Consider the following 22,747-nt stretch of genomic DNA (forward strand, 5'->3'; position numbering starts at 1 on the left):
GGCGGCGCGTCAATTTTTTGCTGCATCGCGTTGAATCTTGCCGCGTTTATCGGCGTAGTGCCAACGCGGCGCGCGCGTCGGGGTTGCCATTAAGCGTAACACAATCGCCTGAAGGCGGGGGAGGCGCTCCCGATAAGCGGTGCAGAGTTGCGCAAACGCCAACGTTATGTGCGCCGAATAGCGTGCGCGTCTTCGCAAACTGCGCTAAAATTTAAACCATCAACCTACCCTTTGACTATTTATCCCGCTGTATTTATTACTTATTCATTAATTGATGTCGTCTATGACAGCGATTGAACGGAAGATGCGGTTGTTACTTTTATTGATCCCGCGCATCAAGTAGAATGCCGCTCAACGAGAACCCGTACCAACAGAAGTATTACTCGAAGCAATGACCCTGCTGGCGTTAGGTATAAATCACAAAACCGCTCCGGTTTCTCTGCGTGAAAGGGTGACCTTCTCGCCAGAGTCCATCGATGAGGCGCTGACCAGCTTGCTCCAACAACCGTTGGTGCAGGGCGGCGTCGTGTTGTCCACCTGCAACCGCACCGAGCTGTACCTCAGCGTGGAGCAGCAGGAACACATGCACGAGCAGCTGGTCGCCTGGCTGTGCGCCTACCACAATCTGCGTCCGGAAGAGGTGAAGAAAAGCCTCTACTGGCATCAAGGCAATGACGCGGTCAGCCATCTGATGCGGGTGGCCAGCGGGTTGGATTCGCTGGTGCTGGGCGAACCGCAAATCCTCGGCCAGGTGAAAAAGGCCTTCGCCGAGTCACAACGCGGCCAGTCGCTGTCCGGCGAGTTAGAGCGTCTGTTCCAGAAATCCTTCTCCGTCGCCAAGCGCGTGCGCACCGAAACCGAAATCGGCGCCAGCGCAGTCTCCGTGGCGTTCGCCGCCTGTACGCTGGCGCGGCAGATCTTCGAATCGCTGGCCGATCTCAACGTCTTGCTGGTGGGCGCCGGTGAAACCATCGAGCTGGTGGCGCGCCACCTGCGCGAACACAAAGTGCGGCACATGATCATCGCCAACCGCACCCGCGAGCGCGCGCAGCTGCTGGCGGACGAAGTCGGCGCGGAAGTGATCACCCTGCCGGAAATCGACGAACGCCTGGCGGACGCCGACATCATCATCAGTTCCACCGCCAGCCCGCTGCCGATCATCGGCAAGGGGATGGTGGAGCGGGCGCTGAAAGCGCGCCGCAACCAGCCGATGCTGCTGGTGGATATCGCCGTACCGCGCGATATCGAGCCGGAGGTCGGCAAGCTGGCCAACGCTTATCTGTACAGCGTGGACGATCTGCACGCCATCATTCAAAGCAACCTGGCGCAGCGCAAAGCGGCGGCGGTGCAGGCGGAATCGATCGTGCAGCAGGAAAGCACCAACTTTATGGCCTGGCTGCGTTCGCAGGGCGCGGTGGAAACCATCCGCGACTACCGTTCGCAGGCCGACCAGATCCGCGCAGAGATGGAGGCCAAAGCGCTGGCCGCCATCGCGCAGGGCGCCAACGTGGAGCAGGTTATTCACGAGCTGGCCCATAAACTGACCAACCGTCTTATTCATGCCCCTACCAAATCCCTCCAGCAGGCCGCCGGCGACGGTGACGTGGAGCGGTTGCAGTTATTACGCGACAGCCTCGGGCTGGATCAGCATTAGTTTTCTCTATTAACAGGGTTTATTACCACGCATGAAGCCTTCTATTGTTGCCAAACTGGAAGCGTTACAAGAGCGCCATGAAGAAGTGCAGGCGCTGCTCGGCGATGCCGGCGTTATCGCCGACCAAGACCGGTTCCGCGCGCTGTCGCGAGAATACGCGCAGCTGACCGACGTCAGCCGCTGCTTCCTGGAATGGCGTCAGGTGCAGGAGGATCTGGAGACGGCGGAAATGATGCTGGACGATCCGGAAATGCGCGAGATGGCGCAGGAAGAGCTGAAACAGGCGCGGGCGAGCAGCGAAGCGCTGGAACAGCAGCTGCAGGTGTTGCTGCTGCCGAAAGATCCGGATGATGAGCGCAGCTGTTTCCTCGAAGTGCGCGCCGGCACCGGCGGCGATGAGGCGGCGATCTTCGCCGGCGATCTGTTCCGCATGTACAGCCGTTACGCCGAAGGCCGCCGGTGGCGCGTCGAGGTGATGAGCGCCAACGAAGGCGAGCACGGCGGCTTCAAAGAAGTGATCGCCAAAGTTTCCGGCGACGGCGTGTACGGCCAGCTGAAGTTTGAATCCGGCGGCCACCGCGTGCAGCGCGTGCCGGAAACCGAATCCCAGGGGCGCATCCACACCTCCGCCTGCACCGTGGCGGTGATGCCGGAAGTGCCGGAAGCCGAGCTGCCGGACATCAACCCGGGCGATCTGAAAATCGACACCTTCCGTTCCTCCGGCGCCGGCGGCCAGCACGTTAACACCACCGATTCGGCGATCCGCATTACCCACCTGCCGACCGGCATCGTGGTGGAGTGCCAGGACGAACGTTCACAGCACAAAAACAAAGCCAAGGCGATGTCGGTGCTGGGCGCGCGCATTCGCGCCGCCGAGATGGCCAAGCGCCAGCAAGCCGAGGCGTCCACTCGCCGCAACCTGCTGGGCAGCGGCGATCGTTCCGATCGCAACCGCACCTACAACTTCCCGCAGGGGCGGGTGACCGACCACCGCATCAACCTGACGCTCTACCGTCTGGATGAAGTGATGGAAGGCAAACTGGACATGCTGATCCAGCCGATCGTGCAGGAGTATCAGGCCGATCAGCTGGCTGCGCTGTCCGCCGAGCAAGAGTGATGGATTATCAACACTGGCTGAAAGCCGCCGCCGCGCGTTTGACCCACAGCGACAGCGCCCGGCGTGACGCGGAAATCCTGTTGGGTTTCGTGACCGGCAAGGCCAGAACCTTCCTGATGGCGTTCGGGGAAACCCTGCTGACGCCGCCGCAGCAACAGCAGCTGGAGACGCTGCTGGCGCGCCGCGAACGCGGTGAGCCGGTGGCCTATCTGGTGGGCGAGCGCGAGTTTTGGTCGCTGCCGCTGTCGGTCTCGCCCGCGACGCTGATCCCGCGCCCGGATACCGAATGCCTGGTGGAACTGGCGCTGGCGCGCCTGCCGCCGCAACCCTGCCACTTCCTCGATCTCGGCACCGGCACCGGCGCCATTGCGCTGGCGCTGGCCAGCGAGCGCCCGGATTGTTCGGCTATCGGCGTCGATGTGCAGCCGGAGGCGGTTGCGCTGGCGCAGCACAATGCGCACAAGCTGAAGATCGACAACGTCCGATTTTTACAGGGCAGCTGGTTTGCGCCCGTCGCGGGGCAACGTTTCGCGCTGATCGCCAGCAATCCGCCCTATATCGACGCCGCCGATCCGCATTTGTCACAGGGCGACGTGCGCTTCGAGCCGGGCAGTGCGCTGGTCGCCGCCGAGCATGGCTTGGCGGATCTGGCCGCCATCGTGCGCCAGGCGCCGCACTATCTGCAGCCGCAGGGCTGGCTGCTGTTGGAACATGGCTGGCAGCAGGGTGAGAGCGTGCGCGCGTTGCTGCAGGCCGCCGGATTTTCCGCTGTCGCCACCCACCGTGATTACGGCGACAACGACCGCGTGACGCTCGGCCAATGGCCGGGATAAGCGCCCTCATAATAACGACGCCCGGGCCATTTAAGGGAGCATCATGACTGCATACACCGCGTTGAAACATTTCCATTTGCTGACGGTCGCCATCAGTATTACCTTGTTTGTGCTGCGTTTCTTTTGGCAGTGGCGCCGTTCGCCGATCATGGGCCGCCGCTGGGTCAAGATAGCGCCGCACCTGAATGACACGCTGCTGTTCGTCAGCGGCATCGCGCTGGTGGTGACGTTCGGGTTTTATCCGCTGCTGGGTATGGACTCATGGCTGACCGAGAAGCTGTTTGGCGTTATTATCTATATCCTGCTTGGCTACGTCGCATTGGGCAAGAAGACCAAAAATCAGCGGCTGCGAACCGTGGCGTTCGTGCTGGCGTTGGGCTGCCTGTACCTGATAATTAAACTTGCCACGACGAAAATACCGTTTCTGATGGGATACCTATGAGTAGCATTGCTGATTTTGAATTTAACACCTCGCCGCTGAGCGAAGGGGTGATCCTGGTGTCGCAGTCGGTGCGGCGCGATTTCCCGGCTGCCGACGTGGAGCGCAAGCTGCAACAACTGGTGGACGAAGCGCGCGCGGTGGTGCCGGCCGATATCACTCAGGAGCAGCAACTGGATGCGCTCATTGAACTGTTCTACAAGACCTGGGGATTCGGCGGCGCCAGCGGCGTGTACCGCCTGTCGGACGCCATCTGGCTGGACAAGGTGCTGGAGGGGCGGCAGGGCACGCCGGTTTCGCTCGGCACCATCTTCCTGCACATCGCCAACGCGCTGGATCTGCCGCTGCTGCCGGTGATTTTCCCCACTCAGCTGATCCTGCGCGCCGATTGGCTGGATGAAGAGCTGTGGCTGATCAACCCGCTGAACGGCGAAACCCTGAGCGAACACCAGCTGGAAGTGTGGATTAAGGGCAACCTGGGCTTGGGTGCCGAGCTGGAAGACGACGATCTCGACGAATCCGAGAACATCATGGTGGTGCGCAAGATGCTGGATACGCTGAAGGCCGCTCTGATGGAAGAAAAGCAGCTGGAAATGGCGCTGCGCACCAGTGAAACGGTGTTGTGCTTCGATCCGGAAGATCCGTACGAGATCCGCGACCGCGGGCTGATTTACGCCCAGCTGGAGTGCAACCATATCGCGATTTCCGATCTCAACTATTTTGTCGAGCAGTGCCCTGAAGACCCGGTCAGCGAAGTGATCAAAGTGCAGATCCATTCGATTGAGCCGAAACAGGTGACGCTGCATTAATTTAATGACTCCGTGCAGTTTGCAAGGCGACGGTTACAACCTTAACAAAGGCGAAAGCATGAAACAGAAAGTGGTTAGCATTGGCGACATCGACGTAGCAAACGACCTGCCGTTTGTGCTGTTTGGCGGTATGAACGTGCTGGAATCGCGCGATCTGGCGATGAGCATCTGCGAGCACTACGTCACCGTGACGCAAAAACTGGGCATCCCTTACGTTTTCAAAGCCTCTTTCGACAAAGCCAACCGTTCTTCCATCCACTCGTACCGCGGTCCGGGCCTGGAAGAAGGGATGAAGATCTTCGAAGAGCTGAAGAAAACCTTCGGCGTGAAAATCATCACCGACGTTCACGAAGCGGCGCAGGCGCAGCCGGTTTCCGAAGTGGTTGACGTGATCCAGCTGCCGGCCTTCCTGGCGCGTCAGACCGATCTGGTGGAAGCGATGGCGAAAACCGGCGCGGTGATCAACGTCAAGAAGCCGCAGTTCGTCAGCCCGGGGCAGATGGGCAATATCGTCGACAAGTTCAAAGAGGGCGGCAACGACCAGGTGATCCTGTGCGATCGCGGCAGCAACTTTGGCTATGACAACCTGGTGGTCGACATGCTGGGCATCAACGTGATGAAGAACGTGACCGGCGGCCATCCGGTGATCTTCGATGTGACCCACGCGCTGCAGACCCGCGATCCGTTCGGCGCCGCGTCCGGCGGCCGTCGCGCTCAGGTGGCCGAGCTGGCGCGTGCCGGCATGGCGGTTGGCCTGGCAGGGCTGTTCCTCGAGGCGCACCCGGATCCGAACAACGCCAAGTGCGACGGGCCGTCTGCGCTGCCGTTGGACAAGCTGGAACCGTTCCTGGCGCAGATGAAAGCCATCGACGACCTGGTGAAGAGCTTCCCGGAGCTGGATACCAGCAACTAAGCGCTCATCGCCAAAAAAAAGCCCGACGCGTCGGGCTTTTTTACGTTTAGGCGCCGGTGGCCGCCAGCGCTTCCGGCAGCGTCGGGTAGAACTGCAAGCGGCCCTCGATCGGCTGCACCCGCGCGCGCGCCAGGGTTTTCAGCGGCTGGAACGGCACGTCGGTGATCACCAGCTTTTTATCCGCCGGCAGCGCGTCGATAAAGCGCCGCAGGGCGCTCAGGCCGCCGGCGTCGAGCACCGGCACCGCATCCCACTGCAGCACGATCGTCCGGTAATCCTCGCTGCGCGCCAGCAGTTCGCTAAAGATGCGCTCGGCGGCGGCGAAGAACAGCGGGCCATTCACTCGCAGCACCAGGCGGCCATCGTCGGCGCTCAGCTCGCTCAGCCGCGTCATGCGGGCGATGCGACGCATAAACAGCAGCGACGCCAACACGATGCCCACGGTAATGGCGATCACCATGTCGAACAGCACCGTCAGCGACATGCACAGCAGCAGCACCAGAATGTCGTCCTTCGGCGCCCGGCGCAGCAGGTAAATCACTTTGTGCGCCTCGCTCATGTTCCAGGCGACCATCAACAGCAGCGCCGCCATCGCCGCCAGCGGCAGATAAGAGAGCCACGGCGCCAGAACCAGCAGCGCCAACAGCACCAGCAGCGCGTGGATGATGGCGGAAACCGGCGAGGTGGCGCCGGCGCGCACGTTGGCGGCCGATCGGGCAATCGCAGCGGTCGCGGTGATGCCGCCGAAGAACGGCGCGATGATGTTGCCCGCACCCTGGCCGATTAATTCGCTGTTCGAGTTATGCTTCTTGCCGGTCATGCCGTCGAGCACCACCGCGCACAGCAGCGATTCGATCGCCCCGAGCATCGCCATCGAAAACGCCGCCGGCAACAGGGCGGAAACGGTTTGCCAACTCAGAGTGAACGGTTGCCCGCCGCCGCCCGGCAGATCCCAGGGCAGCAACAGCTGCGGCAGGATCGGCGGAATGCCCTGGCCGCTGCTGCCATCGGCCAGCAGGTAGCTGAAGCGGGAGCCGATGGTCGCCACCGGGTGGTCAAACAGCGTCAGCAGCCCCATCAACGCGGTGCCCGCCAGCAGCGCCGGCAGGTGCCCGGGCACCCGCAGGCCGAGTTTGGGCCAGAAGATCAAAATCAGCAGCGTCACGGCGCCGATCAGGGTATCGCCGATATCCAGCGTCGGCAGCGCCTGCAGCAGGGCATACAGCTTGCCGACGTAATTTTCCGGCGTGTGCGTCAGCTGCAGGCCGAAGAAGTCCTTGATCTGCATGGTGGCGATGGTGATGGCGATGCCGGAGGTAAAGCCGAGCGTCACCGGCAGCGGAATGTACTCGATCAGCCTGCCAAAGCGCGCGAGCCCCATCAGCAGCAGAAATACCCCGGAGATCAGCGTGGCGACCAGCAGGCCGGCCAGGCCGAACTGCTGCGAGACCGGATAGAGGATCACCACGAAGGCGGCGGTGGGGCCGGAGACGCTGTAGCGCGAACCGCCGCTGACGGCGATGACGATGCCGGCGATGGCGGCGGTATACAGACCATACTGCGGCGGCACGCCGCTGGCGATCGCCAACGCCATCGCCAGCGGAATGGCGATAATACCGACCGTCACCCCGGCGATAGCGTCTTTCAGCAACCGCGCCAGGTTATAAGGTTCCCGCCAGCAGGCGTCTATCAGCGCGCTGAAGGGGCGAATTTTGTTTATTTCATGCGTTTTCATCTACGGTGCGTACCAAATCTTCAAAAGTGAAAGGAATGGCGGGCCCGATGAGGTCCGTCTTGTCACGTGACAGATACCATACGCCTTTTGTTCAGCGGATTACCAGACCTGTATCAATTTGGCGCAGGAAATCAGAGAGTCGCCCTTTTGTTCGGCGCTAAATTTCGATAATAGAGAAGTCAGCCGCAGATTCTGCGGCTGAAAAGAAAGGTGACAGTCAAGGTTTTAACGGTTATTGCAGGGCGGGCAGGGATAAGCCGAGAAAATGGGCTAAAGTGCTCACCAGCAGCTGGTGATCTTCCTTCTGCGGCGCGCCGGAAATGCTGATGCTGCCGACGCAGCCGAGGCCGGTCAGGGTGAGCGGGAAGGCGCCGCCGTGCACCGAATAGTCACGCACGCTCAGCCCGTAACGCTCCTCCAGCGACGTTTGCCGCTGCTGCAGGCGCAGGCCGATGGCGTAAGAGCTTTTGTGAAAATGGTTCACCAGATTGCGCTTGCGCCGCACCCAGTCGGCAATGTCCGGCGTTGCCCCCGGCATGGCGTAATAAAACAGCGTCTGCCCGGCCAGTTGGATCTCGATGGCGATGCTCAGGCCGCGCCGCTCGGCGGCGGTTTTCAGCGCCGCGCCCAGTTCCCAGGCGGTGGCGGCGTCAAAATGGGTAAAGGCCAGCGTCGCTTCCTGTTCGCTGAGCGCTTGCAGTTCATCGTCGATATTCATGCGGTTCTCCCCCGATAACACAACGCACAGAGTAGCCTGAAGCGGGCGTCGTGAGATAGACGGCTTGGCGATAAGATAGAACTGCTACTCTATTAATAGACTGTGTAAAATGGCCGCCGCCGAAGCGGAGACGACAGGGATGCGTTATTCAACGTCTGCACATTACCCCCTGGCGATCCCGAGGAGCGCGCTGACTATTTATGACTTACATTGCGTCCATTTCTACCCTTTACAGCGACGCCTGCATCACCTACGCCACGCTGTCGATAAGCTATTTCCTTCTCAGCAAGAATGCCCCTTTTTCTTATCAATCCGCACTGTGGAAGCGGGTTGTTTTCGGCCTGCTGGCCGGGGTGGCGGTGCTGTATTTGAGCCAGGATCGGCTGGAGCTGACCGATAAGGTGCATTACAGCTTTGCGATGATCCCGATGATATTGGTGACTTTCTTCGGCGGCGGCGTCAGCGGGCTGGTGAGTTTTCTGTTCGCCATGACGCTGACCGGCGGTTTCACCGTCGATAACCTGTTCATCGCCTCGATCGTCGCGCCGCTGCTGTTGTCGCGCGTGTGGCTGAAAAAATCCCACCGGACGTTTTACCTGACGATCGGCATCATCGCGCTGTATCGCATCGCGGTGGTGTGGCTGCTGGTGGACATGAGCGGGCTGTGGCCGGATGTGTTGCTGTACCAGGCGGTTTCCGCGCTCTGTCTGGCGATTTGCTATCATGCACTGAATTTCAAAGAGCGCCATATCTACGCCTATTTCGCGATGCGCGCGCGCGCCACCACCGACAGCCTGACCCACATCAACAACCGCGCCAGCGTCGATTATCAGCTGATGCTGCAGCGTGCCGAGCGCCGCCCGTGCGGGCTGATGATCCTCGATTTGGATAACTTCAAAAGCATCAACGATACCTACGGCCATCCGGCCGGTGACGTGCTGCTGGCCAGCGTCGGCCGGCTGCTGCAAAACAGCGTGCGCAATGAGGACTTCGTCGGGCGCTACGGTGGCGAGGAGTTTATGGTGATCACCGCCAGCTACGATCCGCAGGTCATCGGCGGGGTGGCGGAGCGCATTCGCAGCGCGGTTGAAAGCTCGACGTTCTTGCTGAATGCGCACGACGAAGCGCACATCACGCTGTCGATCGGCGTGTCGCTGTATCTGCCGGGCATGAGGCTGGACAAGGCGATCGCCATGACCGACGAGGCCTTGTATGAGGCGAAGCGCAGCGGCAAAAACCGGGTGGTGACCAGCCGCGTGATGCAGCTGGCGCCGCTGGGCGCCGGATTCCCGCGCGAATAAGCCGCCCCCGCCGCCACGGCGGGGGCATTGGCTCAGACCGCCAGCGTGTGTTCGCGGAAGGCGTTCAGCAACTCTTCGGTGAACGTCAGGCGCTTCTGACGATCGGCCAGATCGAGCGTGAACTTCAGCTTGCTCGGGCCGTCCAGGCGGTAAACCTGCGGATTGCCCTGCAGCAGACCGATCAGATAGCCGGGATCGACGCGGTTATTGTCGCCGAACTCGATAAAGCCGCCGCGCTCGTTGCTCTCGATGCGTTTGATCCCCAGCTTCTGCGCATGCAGGCGCAGCGCCGCGCACTGCAACAGGTTGCGCGCCGCATCCGGCAACTGGCCGAAGCGGTCGATCAGCTCGACCTTCAGCTCGTCAAGCTCACCGTCGTTCTTCGCGCTGGCGATGCGCTTATACAGTGACAGGCGGGTATTGACGTCGGGAATGAAATCTTCCGGCAGCAGCGCCGGCATGCGCAACTCTACCTCGGTCTGGTTGCTGGTGAGATCTTCCAGCGACGGTTCGCGGCCGTTTTTCAACGCGTCGACGGCGCTTTCCAGCAGCTCCATATAGAGCGAGAAGCCGACGGTGGTCATCTGGCCGCTCTGGTCTTCGCCCAGCAGTTCGCCGGCGCCGCGGATCTCCAGATCGTGAGTCGCCAGCGCGAAACCGGCACCGAGATCTTCCAGCGACGCGATGGCCTCGAGCCGTTTATGAGCGTCGGTGCCCATGGCTTTCGGGTTTGGCGTCAACAGATAGGCGTAAGCCTGATGGTGGGAACGCCCGACGCGGCCGCGCAGTTGGTGCAGCTGCGCCAGGCCGAAGCGATCGGCCCGCTCGATGATGATGGTGTTGGCGCTGGGGATATCGATGCCGGTTTCGATGATGGTCGTGCACACCAGCACGTTGAAGCGCTGGTGGTGGAAATCGTTCATCACCCGTTCCAGATCGCGTTCGCGCATCTGACCGTGACCGATGGCGATGCGCGCCTCCGGCACCAGCTCAGCCAGGCGTTGCGCCGCTTTCTCGATGTTTTCCACGTCGTTGTAGAGGTAGTAAACCTGGCCGCCGCGCAGCACTTCGCGCAGGATCGCCTCGCGCACCACCAGACTGTCGTATTCGCGCACGAAGGTCTTCACCGCCAGCCGGCGCGCCGGCGGAGTGGCGATGATCGACAGATCGCGCATGCCGCTCATCGCCATGTTCAGCGTACGCGGGATCGGCGTGGCGGTCAGCGTCAGGATATCGACGTCGGCGCGCATCGCTTTGATGCGCTCCTTGTGGCGCACGCCAAAGCGGTGTTCTTCATCGACGATCAGCAGCCCCAAATCCTTCCAGCGCAGATCGCTCTGCAGCAGTTTGTGGGTGCCGATGATGATGTCCACTTTGCCATCGGCCGCGTCGTCCAGCACCTGCTGCTGCTCTTTGGCGCTGCGGAAGCGCGACATCATCTCGATGCGGATCGGCCAGGTGGCGAAGCGATCGCGGAAGTTGTCGAAGTGCTGCTGTGCCAGCAGGGTGGTCGGCACCAGCACCGCCACCTGCTTGCCGTTTTCCACCGCCAGGAAGGCGGCGCGCATCGCCACTTCGGTTTTGCCGAAGCCGACGTCGCCACACACCAGGCGGTCCATCGCCAGCGGCTGGCACATGTCGCTCAGCACCGCGTTGATCGCCTGTTCCTGATCCGGCGTGGTTTCGAACGGGAAGGTCTGGCAGAACAGCTGGTATTGTTCGCGGTTATGCTTGAAGGCGAAACCGGCCTTGGCGGCGCGCTGGGCGTAAATATCCAGCAGCTCCGCCGCGACGTCGCGCACCCGTTCGGCCGCTTTTTGCCGCGCGCGTGTCCAGGCGTCGCCGCCCAGTTTGTGCAACGGAGCGTTTTCATCCGCGCCGCCGGCGTAGCGGCTGATCAGATGCAGCGAAGACACCGGTACGTACAGCTTGTCCTCACCGGCGTAGGAGAGGATCAGGTATTCAGCCTTGATGCCGCCGGCTTCCAGCGTGGTCAGGCCGACATAGCGGCCAACGCCGTGCTCCAGGTGCACCACCGGCTGGCCGGGATGCAGCTCCGCCAGGTTGCGGATCAGGGTATCGGTGTTGATGGTGCGCCGGTTGTCCTGCCGGCGGCGGCTGACGCGCTCGCCGAGCAGATCGCTTTCGCAGATCAGTGCACGCTGGCGCAGGCCGTCGAGGAAGCCGTGTTCGGCGGCGCCGACCATCATGTAACGGCCCGCGGTTTCCGCCTGATCGAGACGCTGGATCAGCGCCGGCGCCAGCTTGATGCGGCCGAGCAGATCCTGCAGCGTTTCACGCCGCCCCTCGCTCTCGACGGAGAAAATCACGCTGCCGACGAAGCCTTCGATAAAGCGCCGCAGATTATCCAGCGGGGATTTATGCTGCGCCTGTACCGCCAGATCGGGCAGGGCATGGTAATCCAGATTGGTATTGCCGGCCTTGGCCGGCAGCTCATCGGTTTTCAGCGCGATGCGCGGCCAGGCTTTCAGCTCGCCGAACAGCGCGTCAACGCGCAGCCACAGCGTATCCGGCGCCAGCAGCGGGCGCATCGGATCGACGCGGCGGCTTTCGTAACGCTGGTTGACGTCCTGCCAGAAGCGCTCGGCGGCGCCCTCCAGATCGCCGGTATTGACGATCAGCGTATTGGCCGGCAGGTAGCTGAACAGCGATGGCAGCGGCTGGCTGAAGAACAGCGGCTGCCAGTATTCGATACCGGCGGGCCAGGCGCTTTTGCTGACCTGCTGATAGATGTGCTCGGCGTCGCGACGCACCTCAAACTGCTCGCGCCACTGGCTGCGGAACAGCTCGATGGCGTTCTTGTCGGTGGGGAACTCGTGGGCCGGCAACAGATTGATGGCCTCGACTTCGCTCAGCGTGCGCTGGGTATCGACGTCGAAGATGCGCAGGCTGTCGATTTCGTCATCGAAGAAGTCGATGCGGTAAGGCTCATCGCTGCCCATCGGGTAAAGATCGAGCAATGCGCCGCGGGTGGCGAATTCGCCGTGCTCCATCACCTGATCGACGCTGCGGTAACCGGCCTGTTCCAGCTGCGCGCGCAGCTTATCGCGCGACAGGCGCTGGCCTTTCTTCATCACCAGCGCGTGGCCGTGCAGGAATTCGTGCGGGCAGACGCGCTGCATCAGGGTGTTGACCGGCAGAATGATCACGCCGCGCGCCATGGTCGGCAGGTGATACAGGCTCGACAAACGATCCGAGATGATTTCCTGATGCGGCGAGAAGCTGTCGTACGGCAGGGTTTCCCAGTCGGACAGCGTGGTCACCATCTGGTCGGTGAACTGCTGGATCTCGTCGCGCAGCCGCAGGGCGTTTTGCATATCCGGCGCGATCAGCATCACCGGGCCAGGGTGGCGCTCGACGATCTCGGCGCACTCCACGGCGCAGGCCGCGCCGGTCAGTTGCCCCAGCTGGCGCAGATCGCCCGCGCGATCGGGCAGAGAATAACGAGGGGATGAAGAACGGTTACGGCTATCGGAAGTGCTCATTCAGGTATCTTTAATCAATGTGTTAGAGGGCGTCCCGGCACGGATAACCCAGTGCTTTTATGCTGTTTATAGTAGCCCAGCGGCCGGCAAACTGACATCGATAAAAGTGCCCTATCTCGTTAGTTATCGGGGCGACGATGCACGCAAGCGCGACGCCAACAAGGCGTCGCCGGGAGGAAAGATAGAACGCCAGTCAGCGCAAGATTAGCGCTTTTGATATTCGTCAAAGGACAAGTAATCCGTATTCAGCACAATTGACTCTTTGCGCGAAATAATCTTGGCCGGCATGCCTGCCACGATGCAGTTTGGCTCAATGTCACTGGTGACAACGGAGTTGGCGCCAATCGTCACATTGTCACCGATAGTGACCGGACCAACGATCTTGGCTCCGGCTGCAATGGTGACGTTATCGCCGATAGTGGCGACGTCTTCACGGCTTTTGAAGAGGTTGTTGCCGATGGTCACACCTTGCAGGATGGTGCAATTTTTACCAATCTTCACGTTGGGATGGATAACGATGCCGCCGAAGTGCGGAATAAGCAGGCCTTCACCGATACTGGCCTGATGGGGAATTTCGATGCCATATTTTATCTGCAGGCGCTTGAGATTTTTCACCAGTAGACGAAAACAAATTCTCTCAAAGATATTGCGTTTTTTGGCGTGAAAATCATTGTGCAGCCGCAAGGTGAAAATGTAGTTAAAGCCGACGTAGTTCTGTTGGAAAAGGGACTTGATTAGCCTTGCGATGCCGGACTTTCTGCTCGCGCGAAAGAAGTCGGCATAGATTTTATATTTTGTTTCCGTTCTCATTGATTGCCCTTGCGTTTAACCGATAACTATCATCAACTTTGTCAATGTTGACAGATAGTAGCATAGGGTGAAATCGCTGGCGATCCTGCGCGCAGAACCTTGAGTGAAACCCGCTTGGCCGGCGGCGTGTTGCAACGGTGGGAAACGGCAATGTGGCCAGTGCCTGGTGAGTTACAGAAGCAAACGCGATATCGCAGGTCTCACTATCATTTTCAGAAGAAACTGAGGCGGAACGCCGCAAGTATTTTGCCGATTCACTAAAAACAGTTAAGTGTAAACAAGGGGTTATCCGAGATGGGAAGGCCGGATTCGTACTGCTGTAAGAATCGTAAAAATCTTTATTTTTCATTTAATTGTTTTCAGGGCGACGATATAATCCATGATCACTTTGCTTAAGCCACGGCTATCAAACGGATTTCATGTATCAACCTGTCGCGTTATTCATTGGCCTGCGCTACATGCGCGGGCGAGCCTCAGACCGCTTCGGGCGGTTTGTTTCCTGGCTTTCCACCATCGGCATTACGCTGGGGGTGATGGCGTTGGTCACCGTGCTGTCGGTGATGAACGGATTCGAAAAGGATCTGGAAAACAACATTCTCGGCCTGATGCCGCAGGCGTTGGTCACCAGTCCGCAAGGATCGGTCAACCCGCAGCAGCTGCCGGCCTCCGAGGTGCAGAAGCTGCAGGGCGTCACGCGCGTCGCGCCGCTGACCACCGGTGACGTGGTGCTGCAAAGCGCCCGCAGCGTGGCGGTCGGGGTAATGCTCGGCGTCAATCCCGACGAGGCCGATCCGCTGACCCCATATCTGGTCAACGTCAAGCAACAGCAGCTGCAGCCGGGCCAGTACAACATCATCATCGGCGAACAGCTGGCGGGGCAACTTGGTGTCAAGCGCGGCGATTCGCTGCGCGTGATGGTGCCGAGCGCCAGCCAGTTCACGCCAATGGGCCGCATTCCCAGCCAGCGCCTGTTCACTCTCATCGGCACCTTCCACGCCAACAGCGAGGTGGACGGCTATCAGCTGCTGGTCAACCAACAGGACGCTTCGCGCCTGATGCGCTACCCGGCCGGCAACATCACCGGCTGGCGCCTGTTCCTGCAACAGCCGCTGACGGTCGATACCCTCAGCCAACAGGCGCTGCCGGCGGGCACCGTCTGGAAAGACTGGCGCGATCGCAAGGGCGAGCTGTTCCAGGCGGTGCGTATGGAGAAGAACATGATGGGGCTGCTGCTCAGTCTGATCGTGGCGGTGGCGGCGTTTAACATCATTACCTCGCTCGGCCTGCTGGTGATGGAGAAGCAGGGCGAGGTCGCCATTCTGCAGACCCAGGGGCTGACCCGCCGCCAGATCATGTCGGTATTTATGGTGCAGGGCGCCAGCGCCGGCATCATCGGTTCGCTGCTCGGCACGCTGCTCGGCGTGCTGCTGGCCACCAACCTGAATAACCTGATGCCGATCCTCGGCGCCTTGATCGACGGCGCTTCGCTGCCGGTGGCGGTCGATCCGCTGCAGGTGACGATCATCGCCGTGGTGGCGATGGCGGTTTCCCTGTTGTCCACGCTCTATCCTTCATGGCGCGCTGCCGCCGTACAACCCGCTGAGGCTTTACGTTATGAGTAACCATCTTTTGCTGCAGTGTGACAACCTGTGCAAGACCTATCAGGAAGGCAATCTGCACACCGACGTGCTGCGCAACGTCAGCTTTGCCATGCAGCAGGGCGAGATGATGGCGATCGTCGGCAGCTCGGGTTCCGGCAAGAGCACCCTGTTGCACTTGCTGGGCGGGCTGGACTCGCCGACCTCCGGCGAGGTGATCTTCAAGGGCGAATCGCTGAACGCCATGTCTTCGGCGGCCAAGGCCGAGCTGCGCAACCGCCAGCTGGGCTTCATCTATCAGTTCCACCATCTGTTGCCGGACTTCACCGCGCTGGAAAACGCCGCCATGCCGCTCTTGATCGGCGGCGCCAAGCCGGCGCAGGCGCAGGAGAAGGCGCGGGAGATGCTGGCGGCGGTCGGGCTGGAAAAACGCAGCAAGCACCGCCCGTCCGAGCTCTCCGGCGGCGAGCGTCAGCGCGTGGCGATCGCGCGCGCGTTGGTCAACAACCCGGCGTTGGTGCTGGCGGACGAACCGACCGGTAACCTGGATAAACGCACCGCGGACAGCATCTTCGATCTGCTCGGCGAGCTGAACGTGCGCCAGGGCACCGCTTTCCTGGTGGTGACGCACGATCTGCAGCTGGCCAAGCGCCTGAGCCGCCAGCTGGAAATGGCCGACGGCCACCTGCAGGCGCAGCTGACCCTGATGGGGGCCGAGTAATGGCGGGAGCCTCACTGTCCTTCCTGACGGCCCTGCGTTTCAGCCGCGGCCGTAAACGCGGCGGCATGGTGTCGCTGATCTCGGTCATCTCCACCATCGGCATCGCGCTGGGGGTGGCGGTGCTGATCGTCGGGCTGAGCGCGATGAACGGTTTTGAGCGCGAGCTGAAGAACCGCATTCTGGCGGTGGTGCCGCACGGCGAGCTTGAGCCGGTCAATCAGCCGTTCAGCGGCTGGCCGTCGATTCTGCAGCGGGTGGAAAAGGTGCCGGGCATTTTGGCCGCCGCGCCGTACATCAATTTCACCGGCCTGATGGAAAACGGCGCGCAGCTGCGCGCGGTGGAAGTCAAAGGTGTGGATCCGCAGCAGGAGAGCCGGCTGAGCGCGCTGCCGCAGTATGTGCAGGGCGACGCCTGGGCCAACTTCAAGCCCGGCGAGCAGCAGGTGATCCTCGGCAAGGGCGTGGCCGACGCACTGGGCGTTAAACAGGGCACCTATGTGACGGTGATGATCCCCAACAGCGACCCGGAAATGAAGCTGCTGCAGCCGAAGCGCATTCGCCTGCATGTGACCGGCATTTTGCAGCTCAGCGGCCAGCTCGATCACAGCCTGGCGCTGGTGCCGCTGGCCGACGCGCAGCAGTATCTCGACATGGGTGACAGCGTCACGGGTATCGCGCTCAAGATGAACGACGTGTTCGCCGCCAATAAACTGGTGCGCGACGCCGGCGAAGTGACCAATTCTTATATCTACATCAAAAGCTGGATCGGCAAGTACGGCTACATGTACCGCGACATCCAGATGATCCGCGCCATCATGTATCTGGCGATGGTGCTGGTGATCGGCGTGGCCTGCTTCAACATCGTCTCCACGCTGGTGATGGCGGTGAAAGACAAAAGCGCCGACATCGCGGTGCTGCGCACCCTGGGCGCTAAAGACGGCTTTATCCGCGCCATCTTCATCTGGTACGGGCTGTTGGCCGGGCTGCTGGGCAGCCTGAGCGGCGTGGTGATCGGGGTGATCGCCTCGCTGCAGCTGACTAACATTATCCGCGGCATCGAGAAACTGGTCGGTCATTCCTTCCTGTCGGGCGATATCTACTTCATCGACTTCCTGCCTTCCGAGCTGCACTGGCTGGACGTGCTGATCGTGCTGGCGACCGCCATTGTGCTGAGCCTGTTGGCCAGTTGGTATCCGGCGAGGCGCGCAAGCCGCATCGATCCGGCGCGGGTGCTGAGCGGACAATAACACCAACGGGGAGGCAGCGATGCCGCCCCGTTTTTTTAGCCTGGGGATGGGTTATGTACTACGGTTTCGATATGGGCGGCACCAAGATTGAGCTGGGGGTGTTCGACGACAACCTGCAGCGCATTTGGCAAAAGCGAGTGCCGACGCCACGTGAAGACTACCGGCAACTGCTGGCCACGCTGTGCGATCTGACCCTTGAGGCGGATGCGTTTTGCGGCCGGCGCGGCAGCGTCGGCATCGGCATACCGGGCCTGCCCAATGACGATGATGGCACGCTGTTTACCGCCAACGTGCCGGCGGCGATGGGGCGTCCGCTGCCGCGCGATCTGGCGGCGCTGATCGGGCGCGAGGTGCGCGTCGATAACGACGCCAACTGCTTTGCGCTGTCGGAAGCCTGGGACGACGAGTTCCGCCGCTACCCGACGGTGCTGGGCATCATCCTCGGCACCGGCGTGGGCGGCGGCCTGATCGTCGATGGCAAGACGGTGCCTGGGCGCAACTATATCGCCGGCGAGTTCGGCCATTTGCGCCTGCCGGTGGACGCGCTCGAGGTGCTGGGGCGTGATGTGCCTCGCGTTGCCTGCGGGTGCGGCCATCAGGGTTGCATTGAAAATTACATATCGGGCCGCGGTTTCGAATGGATGTACGCCCATTTCTATGGCCGGTGCTTGCCTGCCATCGAGATCATTGCCCATTATCAGGCAGGTGAGCCGCAGGCGGTGGCTCACGTCGACCGCTTTATGGACGTGCTGGCGATCTGCCTGGGTAACCTGCTGACGGTGCTGGATCCGCATCTGGTGGTGATCGGCGGCGGGCTGTCGAATTTCGACGCCATTTACCAGGCGTTGCCGCAGCGGCTGCCGGCGCACCTGCTGCGGGTGGCCCGGCTGCCGCGCATCGAGAAGGCGCGCTATGGCGACGCCGGCGGCGTGCGCGGCGCGGCGTTCCTCAATTTGGCGCGCCCAACGTAATGGGCGTTGAGGCCGGGCGTGAATGTATGCAGCCAACAACGCCGCAACGTCCAGTAAGAAGGGTAAACAGGGAAAAGTAAGGAGAGAGTTAATGTACACTCGCCATCGGCTGTGTCAGTTTCGCAAGAGTAAGCATGTGCTGCATCAGCGCTTTCGTTCACGCATTTTTCATCGTGACACCATGGCGGCGGCCGAGCTGAAAAAGCCGTTTGTGGTGGTGTTGACCGGGGCCGGCATTTCGGCCGAGTCGGGCATTCGCACCTTCCGCGCCGCGGATGGGCTGTGGGAAGAGCACCGGGTGGAGGACGTCGCCACGCCGGAAGGTTTTCAGCGCGATCCGGCGCTGGTGCAGGCGTTTTACAATGAACGCCGCCGCCAGCTGCAGACGGAGGAGATCGCCCCGAACGCCGCACACCGCGCGTTGGCGGATTTGGAAGAGTGGTTGGGAGACAACTTCCTGCTGGTCACGCAAAACATTGATAACCTGCATGAGCGCGCCGGCAGCAAGCGGGTGCTGCACATGCACGGCGAACTGCTGAAGGTGCGTTGCACCCAGTCGGGGCAGGTGTTCGAATGGCCCGGCGATCTCAGCGTTGACGATCGTTGCCATTGCTGCCAGTTCCCGGCGCCGCTACGGCCGCACGTGGTGTGGTTCGGTGAGATGCCGCTGGGCATGGATGACATCTACCAGGCGCTGAGCAAGGCCGATTTCTTCGTCGCCATCGGCACCTCCGGCCATGTCTACCCGGCGGCCGGCTTCGTGCATGAGGCGCGGCTGGGCGGCGCTTACGCCATGGAGCTGAACCTGGAACCGAGCCAGGTAGAGAGCCAGTTCGATGAGAAACACTACGGTCTGGCCAGCGAAGTGGTGCCGCGTTTTGTGCACAAGTTCCTGGTGGGCAAGGTGGCGCGGGCCGACCGGCCCTGAGAAAGGCATCAGGGCGCAATGCGCGCCCTGATGGGATGGCGGGCGTATTAGCGCCCGGCTTTCAGCTTTTGGAAGTAGCTTTCGTACAGCGTGCTGGCGTCGCCGACGTCGTTTTGCCACTCGCCGTGCTCAATCACCGCCTTATCCGGGTAGAGTGACTTGTCGTTGGCGATCTCCGGCGACAGCAGCTTCTTTGCCGCCAGGTTCGGCGTCGGGTAACCGATGGTCTCCGCCACCTGCACCGCGATTTCCGGCCGCAGCAGGAAGTCGATCAGCTTCAGCGCCCCTTCGACGTTGCGCGCGTTGGCCGGAATGGCCAGGCTGTCCATCCAGAAGATCCCGCCTTCCTTCGGCCAGACGATCTCCAGCGGCGTGCCGGCCTGGCGCGCCACAAAGGCCGAGCCGTTCCACACCATGCCGACGTTGACTTCCCCTTCCATAAACGGGTTGCCCGGGTTGTCGGAGTTGAAGGCCAGCACGTTCGGCATCAATTTCTGCAGCTCGTGGTAGGCGGCTTCGATCTCTTTCGGGTCAGTGGTGTTGCCGGAATAACCCAGCTTGAGCAGCGCCATCTGGAACACTTCACGCGCGTCGTCGGTCAGCAGCAGGCGGCCTTTGTACTGCGGTTGCCACAGATCGGCCCAGGCGGTGACGGTGGACGGATCCTGCGCGTCGCTGTTGACGCCGATGGCGGTAGCGCCCCAGATGTAAGGAATGGAATAGTCGTTGTTGGGATCGAACGGCTTGTTCAGCAGGGTGGGATCGAGATCCTTGAAGTGGCTGAGCTTGCTCTTGTCGATTTTTTGCAGCATGCCTTCCTTGCTCATCTTGGCGATGAAGTAGGTGGAGGGCACCACCAGATCGTACGCGCCGTCCTTGTAGGTCTTCAGCTTGGCGTACATGCTTTCGTTGGATTCATAGGTGGAATAGATCACCTTGATGCCGGTTTCCTTGGTGAACTGCTCCAGCAACCCTGGCGGGACGTATTCAGTCCAGTTATAGAAGTACAGTGTTTTGCCGTCAGAGGCGTTTGCAGAGCAGAAACTCAGCGCCATCATCCCGGCTGCGAGCAGATGTGACCACTTTTTCATGCAGCGTATCCTTCAGCAGTAGTGAGCCGAACCCGTATGGGCTGCCGTTTTCGGCCGCGCCATACCCCAGAAAGGGGCCATTATAGGGGCCGGGGCGGGGTGGGTAAAGGCGGTTATCCCGCTGGCAAATCAAGGGGTTCAGCGCCTTAAAGCGCATCACAATTTGTGTGTCTCGCGCTGGACAGGCGGTGAAGCGCGTGCGAAACAATAATTTTGGCGAATAAACGAGGGCAGCGATGAATTTCAAACAGGTCTTCAGCCAGACTGAGCTCAGCAAGACGGATCTGACGATTTTGCACTGCATTCTCGACAACCCGGACGCCTGCATCGACGACGGCATCCGTGCGGTGTCCGCACGCTGCTACAGTTCCCCCTCGACGCTGGTGCGGCTGGCTAAAAAACTGGGCTTTCGCGGCTATCTCGAACTGGTCTATTTCATCAAATTCAACCTGACGATGGCGCCGGCTTACCAGGCGGAACGCGCTACGTCGGCGGCACCGCCGGCCCAGCAGGCGCAGTTTCTCGATCTGCTCGACAACGGCAAGATCCTGATCCACGGCAGCGGTTTTTCGCAGCTGGTGGCTCAATATATGTACAACAAGTTTATGACGCTGGGTGTAGACAGTTATCTGTCGCTGTGGCCGGATTTCGACATTCTTGACCGTGAGACGCGCTTTCGCTTCGACATGGTGATCGTGATTTCAAAGTCGGGCAACAGCGGCTCGGCGCTGAGCTGGAGCGAGGCGGTGAAGCGTAACCGCATCCTGCTGGCGGCCTTCTGCGGCGACGGCGACAGCCCGCTGGCGCAGCAGGCCGACATGACCTTTCTGTTTGAGGATCGGCAAAAATACGATCACGATATCTACTATCCCAACCCGTTTTTCGGCCACTGTCTGTTGGGATTCGAGAATGTGATCACCGCCTGGTTTGAACGACGCGGCCGCTGACGGCCGCACCGTTTAGCGCCAGTGCCCGGCATACGCGCGGTGGGCCTGCAGGTACTCCTCTACCAGCGTTTTCGCCAGCGAGTAGGAGTTGACCAGCGGGTGCACCATCAGCGCCTTGATGGCCAGTTGGCGGTTGCCGGTCAGGATCGCCGCCACCGCCAGCCGTTCGTACTCTTTCACCTGCGAAATCAGGTTTTTCTGGGTGTCGGGAATATCGCGCATTTTGACCGGCTGAATGCCGGCGCTGCTCAATTCGCAGCTGATTTCGATCACGTCATCCGGGTGCAGAAAATCGAGCGTGTCGCGGTTTTGCATCGACACCACCACGCGTTTTTGCCGGCCGCTGTTGACCGCCTCCAGAATGTCGATCGCCACCCCGGCATAGCCGCCGCTGTCCGGCTGCTCGATAAACTGTTGCAGCGTCAGCATCTCGCGCGTTTTCACCTTGCCCTGGTTGGACTCGCGCTGCATGTAGGAGTTTTCGCGCTGCAGATAATGGCTGAAATAGACAGAGAAGGCGTGTTCCAACTGGTGGGGGATGTCCAGCTCGCCTAACTCTGACAGCATTTGGCGGTTGATCGCCGCGATTTGTTCGCCGCGGGTCTCGCCGCCCGCGACGATGGCGGCGATCGCCTGCTCACGATAGTAGTAATAATAGAGATACTCGTTGAGCATCAAATTGTCCGACAGCGCCACCAACTCCGGCGAGAAGTATTTCATGCAGGTATCACGATACAGGCGCGGATCCGCCAGCAACCGTTCCGTGACCGGTTCGCCGTTGACGCGCGCATTGCGGAACCAGGAAAGATGGTTGAGGCCGAAGCAGTCGACGCTCAGTTGGTCTTCGCGGCAGTCCAGCAGCTCGGCCAGTTCGCGGATAAACTCGCTGGGGGCGTCGCAGATGCCATAGACCCGGCGCTGGAAGCCGGATTTGATGATCGCCTCGGTCACCATGCCGGAAGGATTGGTGAAGTTGAACAGGACCGCGTCCGGTGAGGAAACCTGTTCGATCAGGCGGCAATAGTCGAGGATCGCCGGAATCGAACGCATCGCCATGGCGAAGCCGCCGGCGCCGGTGGTTTCTTGCCCGAGCAACTGATGATTGAGCGCGATGCGCTCGTCATGGATGCGGCCTTCCTCGCCGCCGATGCGCAGGGTGGTGATGATGTAGTCGGCGCCTTGCAGCGCCTGGCGCGGATCGCTGCTGAGGCTGAAAGCAATGTCGCCGCGAATGCGCTGGAATACGCCCTGCGCGAGGGCGCCGTAGATCGCCAGATGGCGCTCATCGGTATCCATAAACACCACTTCGGTAATGCCGATGCGATGGGCGTTATAGGCGATGGATTTGGCGAGGAACGGGGAACGCACGCCGCCGCCGCCGAGAACGGTTAATTTCATTCGATATCTCC

General features: G+C 61.0%; 20 protein-coding genes. 13 read left to right on the forward strand and 7 right to left on the reverse strand.

All coding sequences use genetic code 11. The features are described from left to right. The first annotated feature begins 391 nt into the window (after window positions 1-391). Genes hemA through kdsA form a run of 6 tightly spaced genes read left to right on the forward strand, consistent with a single transcriptional unit; the run spans window position 392 to window position 5,765 of the window. Window positions 392-1,654, forward strand: coding sequence for a glutamyl-tRNA reductase (gene hemA / locus MMS95_RS10535; protein WP_019454778.1), 1,263 nt, complete (start codon window positions 392-394; stop codon window positions 1,652-1,654). 31 nt (window positions 1,655-1,685) lie between these two features. After that, window positions 1,686-2,771 carry a peptide chain release factor 1 gene (gene prfA, locus MMS95_RS10540; protein ID WP_015377573.1) on the forward strand — a complete coding sequence of 362 codons (1,086 nt, stop codon included), beginning with the start codon at window positions 1,686-1,688 and terminating at the stop codon, window positions 2,769-2,771. Beyond that, on the forward strand, window positions 2,771-3,604 hold the full coding sequence (prmC, locus tag MMS95_RS10545) for a peptide chain release factor N(5)-glutamine methyltransferase (RefSeq protein ID WP_049188211.1): 834 nt from the start codon (window positions 2,771-2,773) through the stop codon (window positions 3,602-3,604). The genes prfA and prmC overlap by 1 nt, the downstream gene beginning before the upstream one ends. A gap of 40 nt (window positions 3,605-3,644) precedes the next feature. After that, a complete protein-coding gene (locus tag MMS95_RS10550; RefSeq protein WP_172575150.1) occupies window positions 3,645-4,046 on the forward strand; it encodes a SirB2 family protein in 402 nt (133 codons plus the stop codon). Continuing rightward, window positions 4,043-4,852: an invasion regulator SirB1 gene (gene sirB1, locus MMS95_RS10555; protein WP_015377575.1), complete on the forward strand. Its 810-nt coding sequence runs from the start codon at window positions 4,043-4,045 to the stop codon at window positions 4,850-4,852. The genes MMS95_RS10550 and sirB1 overlap by 4 nt, the downstream gene beginning before the upstream one ends. 58 nt (window positions 4,853-4,910) lie before the next feature. Beyond that, on the forward strand, window positions 4,911-5,765 hold the full coding sequence (gene kdsA / locus MMS95_RS10560; protein ID WP_004941087.1) for a 3-deoxy-8-phosphooctulonate synthase: 855 nt from the start codon (window positions 4,911-4,913) through the stop codon (window positions 5,763-5,765). 46 nt (window positions 5,766-5,811) lie between these two features. Here kdsA and dauA read toward each other — a convergent pair whose 3' ends face one another. Then, the gene (dauA, locus tag MMS95_RS10565) at window positions 5,812-7,500 is read right to left on the reverse strand and encodes a C4-dicarboxylic acid transporter DauA (protein WP_015377577.1); all 1,689 of its coding nucleotides are present in this window, start codon (window positions 7,498-7,500) and stop codon (window positions 5,812-5,814) included. Window positions 7,501-7,732: 232 nt separating this feature from the next. Continuing rightward, window positions 7,733-8,218 (reverse strand): heme-degrading domain-containing protein, encoded by a 486-nt coding sequence (locus tag MMS95_RS10570; RefSeq protein WP_004941092.1) that lies wholly within the window; start codon window positions 8,216-8,218, stop codon window positions 7,733-7,735. Window positions 8,219-8,418: 200 nt separating this feature from the next. Between MMS95_RS10570 and MMS95_RS10575 the strand changes: the two genes are divergently transcribed. Continuing rightward, window positions 8,419-9,519 (forward strand): GGDEF domain-containing protein, encoded by a 1,101-nt coding sequence (locus MMS95_RS10575; RefSeq protein ID WP_015377579.1) that lies wholly within the window; start codon window positions 8,419-8,421, stop codon window positions 9,517-9,519. A gap of 32 nt (window positions 9,520-9,551) precedes the next feature. Here the strand turns inward: MMS95_RS10575 and mfd are convergent, their stop codons facing one another. Together mfd and MMS95_RS10585 are read right to left on the reverse strand one after the other, a co-directional pair. Beyond that, window positions 9,552-13,025, reverse strand: a complete 3,474-nt coding sequence (gene mfd / locus MMS95_RS10580; protein ID WP_021504825.1) for a transcription-repair coupling factor — start codon at window positions 13,023-13,025, stop codon at window positions 9,552-9,554. A 204-nt stretch (window positions 13,026-13,229) separates the two neighbouring features. After that, window positions 13,230-13,835, reverse strand: a complete 606-nt coding sequence (locus MMS95_RS10585) for a serine acetyltransferase (protein WP_049278649.1) — start codon at window positions 13,833-13,835, stop codon at window positions 13,230-13,232. 419 nt (window positions 13,836-14,254) lie between these two features. Between MMS95_RS10585 and lolC the strand changes: the two genes are divergently transcribed. From lolC to cobB, 5 genes are all read left to right on the forward strand, one after another. Next, the gene (lolC, locus tag MMS95_RS10590) at window positions 14,255-15,457 is read left to right on the forward strand and encodes a lipoprotein-releasing ABC transporter permease subunit LolC (RefSeq protein ID WP_004941116.1); all 1,203 of its coding nucleotides are present in this window, start codon (window positions 14,255-14,257) and stop codon (window positions 15,455-15,457) included. Next, entirely contained in the window at window positions 15,450-16,154 is a 705-nt protein-coding gene (gene lolD / locus MMS95_RS10595) for a lipoprotein-releasing ABC transporter ATP-binding protein LolD (protein ID WP_004941120.1), read from the forward strand. The genes lolC and lolD overlap by 8 nt, the downstream gene beginning before the upstream one ends. After that, complete coding sequence (lolE, locus tag MMS95_RS10600; protein WP_242141652.1) at window positions 16,154-17,401, forward strand: lipoprotein-releasing ABC transporter permease subunit LolE; 1,248 nt, start codon at window positions 16,154-16,156, stop codon at window positions 17,399-17,401. Before lolD ends, lolE begins: the two co-directional genes overlap by 1 nt. A 53-nt stretch (window positions 17,402-17,454) precedes the next feature. After that, window positions 17,455-18,372, forward strand: a complete 918-nt coding sequence (gene nagK, locus MMS95_RS10605; protein ID WP_242141653.1) for an N-acetylglucosamine kinase — start codon at window positions 17,455-17,457, stop codon at window positions 18,370-18,372. 91 nt (window positions 18,373-18,463) lie between these two features. Continuing rightward, the gene (gene cobB, locus MMS95_RS10610; RefSeq protein WP_033633293.1) at window positions 18,464-19,300 is read left to right on the forward strand and encodes a Sir2 family NAD+-dependent deacetylase; all 837 of its coding nucleotides are present in this window, start codon (window positions 18,464-18,466) and stop codon (window positions 19,298-19,300) included. Window positions 19,301-19,347: 47 nt separating this feature from the next. On the opposite strand, the gene potD is transcribed toward cobB, so the two are convergent. Both potD and MMS95_RS10620 read right to left on the reverse strand, forming a co-directional pair. Then, window positions 19,348-20,391 carry a spermidine/putrescine ABC transporter substrate-binding protein PotD gene (gene potD / locus MMS95_RS10615; RefSeq protein WP_033633291.1) on the reverse strand — a complete coding sequence of 348 codons (1,044 nt, stop codon included), beginning with the start codon at window positions 20,389-20,391 and terminating at the stop codon, window positions 19,348-19,350. Continuing rightward, window positions 20,321-20,638, reverse strand: coding sequence for a hypothetical protein (locus MMS95_RS10620; protein WP_134954151.1), 318 nt, complete (start codon window positions 20,636-20,638; stop codon window positions 20,321-20,323). Before MMS95_RS10620 ends, potD begins: the two co-directional genes overlap by 71 nt. Between MMS95_RS10620 and MMS95_RS10625 the strand changes: the two genes are divergently transcribed. Beyond that, window positions 20,628-21,338, forward strand: a complete 711-nt coding sequence (locus MMS95_RS10625; protein WP_088381485.1) for a MurR/RpiR family transcriptional regulator — start codon at window positions 20,628-20,630, stop codon at window positions 21,336-21,338. The genes MMS95_RS10620 and MMS95_RS10625 overlap by 11 nt on opposite strands. 12 nt (window positions 21,339-21,350) lie before the next feature. On the opposite strand, the gene MMS95_RS10630 is transcribed toward MMS95_RS10625, so the two are convergent. Continuing rightward, complete coding sequence (locus MMS95_RS10630; protein WP_021504823.1) at window positions 21,351-22,736, reverse strand: glycoside hydrolase; 1,386 nt, start codon at window positions 22,734-22,736, stop codon at window positions 21,351-21,353. Between the last annotated feature and the right edge of the window lie 11 nt (window positions 22,737-22,747).

The sequence above is a fragment of the Serratia sp. PGPR-27 genome, assembly GCF_022678525.1.
Classification (GTDB): Bacteria; Pseudomonadota; Gammaproteobacteria; order Enterobacterales; family Enterobacteriaceae; genus Serratia; species Serratia nematodiphila.